The following is a 1,204-nucleotide window of genomic DNA, read 5'->3' as shown; positions in this document are numbered from 1 at the left end:
CGACCTTGCGCAGCGCGGGTTCGACCGTTTCCGCGACGAACTGGCGCGCCTCGGCCTCGGTCGTCTGCCGCAGGATGTGCGTCAGGCGATGGCGCCAGTGCTGGCCGGTCCAGAAGCTCGTTGCAGGCGCAACGTCCTGCGAGTAGTGCGCGCGGTCGGCCGCGAGCCCGCGCCACAGCCCGTAGCACAGCGCGAGCATGATGATGGCGACCGGCAGCGCGGCGATCAGCGTCATCGCCTGCAGCGCGCCGAGCCCGCCCGCGACGAGCAGCACCGCGGCCGTCACGCCGAGCAGCGCGGCCCAGAACAGCCGCTGCCAGACCGGCGAATGCGCATTGCCGCGCGTCGCGATCTGGTCGATCACGAACGCGCCCGAATCGGCGGACGTGACGAAGAACACCGCGATCAGCACGATCGCGACGATCGACAGCAGTTGCGGCAACGGCAGGAAATCGAAGAAGCGGAACAGCAGCGCATCGACGTTGGTCGCCGTCTGCGCGAGCGCGCCGGCCGCGCCGTGCGTATCGAGCCAGATCGCGCTGTTGCCGAACACGGTCATCCACACGAGGTTGAACGCGGTCGGCACGAGCAGCACGCCGATCACGAACTGGCGGATCGTGCGGCCGCGCGAGATGCGCGCGATGAACATGCCGACGAACGGCGACCACGACACCCACCACGCCCAGTAGAGGATCGTCCAGCCGCCGAACCAGCCTTCCTCGCGCGGCGGCGCGTACGCATAGGTGCGGAACGACAGGTCGACGAGGCTCGACAGGTACTGGCCGATGTTGTCGCCGAGCGCGCGCAGCAGAAAGGCCGTCGGGCCCGCGACCACCACGAAGGCGAGCAGCAGGAATGCGAGCAGCAGGTTCAGTTCGGACAGCCGGCGCACGCCCTTGTCGAGGCCGGTCGCGGCCGATACGCCCGCGAGGACCACGACCGCCGCGACGAGCCCGATGCGGAACAGGTTGCTGCCCGTGTCCCATCCGGCGACCGTATGCAGGCCCGCGCTCAGCTGCATCACGCCGTAGCCGAGCGTCGTTGCGATCCCGGCGACCGTGCCGACCAGCGCGAACGCATCGACGGTGTGGCCGATCCAGCCGTTGATGCGCTCGCGCAGCACCGGATACAGCCCGGAGCGCAGCGTCAGCGGCAGGTTGTAGCGGAAGCCGAAGTACGCGAGCACGAGCCCCATCAGCCCGTA

Annotated in this window: 1 protein-coding gene; it reads right to left on the bottom strand. The window is 69.4% G+C overall.

Features of this window, described 5'->3' with window-relative positions:
- A partial coding sequence (locus JMF90_RS37830) for a BCCT family transporter (protein WP_201326419.1) occupies positions 1-1,204 on the bottom strand: 1,204 nt, incomplete at both ends.

The organism is Burkholderia sp. E168m23, from assembly GCF_016586125.1.
GTDB classification, from domain to species: domain Bacteria; phylum Pseudomonadota; class Gammaproteobacteria; order Burkholderiales; family Burkholderiaceae; genus Burkholderia; species Burkholderia orbicola.
Note: the sequence above shows the minus strand (reverse complement) of the source record. Positions and strands in the feature narration are given on the sequence as shown.